The organism is Oleiphilus sp. HI0043 (genome assembly GCF_001634935.1).
The window spans coordinates 1-1,205 of record NZ_LWEY01001275.1 but is presented as its reverse complement, the minus strand read 5'-3'; the positions used below and the strand labels follow the sequence as shown (position 1 = coordinate 1,205).

Sequence of the window (1,205 nt, the reverse complement as noted above, 5' to 3'; positions counted from 1 at the left end):
ATGAGGCAGGTGTTCTGCCGCTTTCTTCCCTTCATCTTGTGGGTCATTCGGACTCGGCGGCTCTGGTGCACCAGGCCCAGCCCCGAACACCATACCCTGTCCATTTTCTTTTGAGTAAATCGCCATAATAGCTACGATAGGAACGTAGACCTGCATCGGAACGCCACCAAAACGCGCTCGAAAACTAATAGCCTCCCCATCAATTAACAGCTCATTAACCGCACCAGGACTAATATTGAGTATAATTTGCCCATTCGTGACATAGTCTTCTGGGACACTTACACCCTGGATACCGGCATCAACGACGATATACGGCGTCATGTCGTTATCCAAAATCCAATCATTTAGTGCTCGAACCAGATATGGCCGACTTGGAGTCATTCCGCTCACCCCTTTACTCATTATTTAGCGACTTAGTGTCGCATTTCTTTTTCTAGTTCAGACAAGCTAGCTTGAAAGGACTCACGCTGAAATATACGATCCATATACTTCGAAATCGGTTTTGCCTGGACATCATCTAACTCAATTCCCATTACCGGTAAACGCCACAACAAGGCAGAAACACAGCAATCGACAATGGTAAACTCTTCACTCATGAAGTAAGGCATTTCTGAAAAAATCGGCGCTGTAGCAATCAGGCTTTCTTNCAATTCCTTACGATACTCATTCGCCTTCGCAGCATGCGGATCAGCAAGAATTGCATCAGCCAGACGACTCCAATCTTTACGGATTCGGTACATCATCAAGCGGCTTTGCGCTCGAGCAACCGGATATACTGGCAACAAAGGAGGGTGCGGAAAGCGCTCATCCAAGTACTCCATCATAATATCCGACTCATAAAGTACTAAGTCGCGGTCAACCAAAGTAGGCAAGTCATTGTATGGATTATGATCAGAAAGCTCAGCAGGCTTGTTATCTGGGTCAACGTTAACAACGTCAACTGCGACACCTTTTTCCGCTAAGACTATTCTTACCCGGTGACTGTAATGGCTCTCACCATCAGAAAAAAACGTCATGGACGAACGTTTGGTCACAACACCCATATACTTACCTCAACCTTTAAATCAGATTTACTGCACTGATAGCACAGTTTTAAATTTGGGCAGAATTATACACGATTTACAAGCCAGTCGTGAAAATTCTCTTGGATAGAAACAAAAAAAGCCCTCCATGCCTACACATGGACGGCTTTTATTCTTCTTTCT

The 1,205-nt window shown here is 44.9% G+C and carries 2 protein-coding genes; both read right to left on the bottom strand.

Going from position 1 to position 1,205, the window contains the following annotated elements:
- Positions 1-381 (bottom strand): ClpXP protease specificity-enhancing factor (locus tag A3729_RS16610; RefSeq protein ID WP_068634093.1); only part of this gene is annotated, 381 nt, incomplete at its 3' end.
- Between the two features lie 32 nt (positions 382-413).
- A complete protein-coding gene (locus tag A3729_RS16605; protein ID WP_068634092.1) occupies positions 414-1,043 on the bottom strand; it encodes a glutathione S-transferase N-terminal domain-containing protein in 630 nt (209 codons plus the stop codon).
- Positions 1,044-1,205 lie beyond the last annotated feature (162 nt).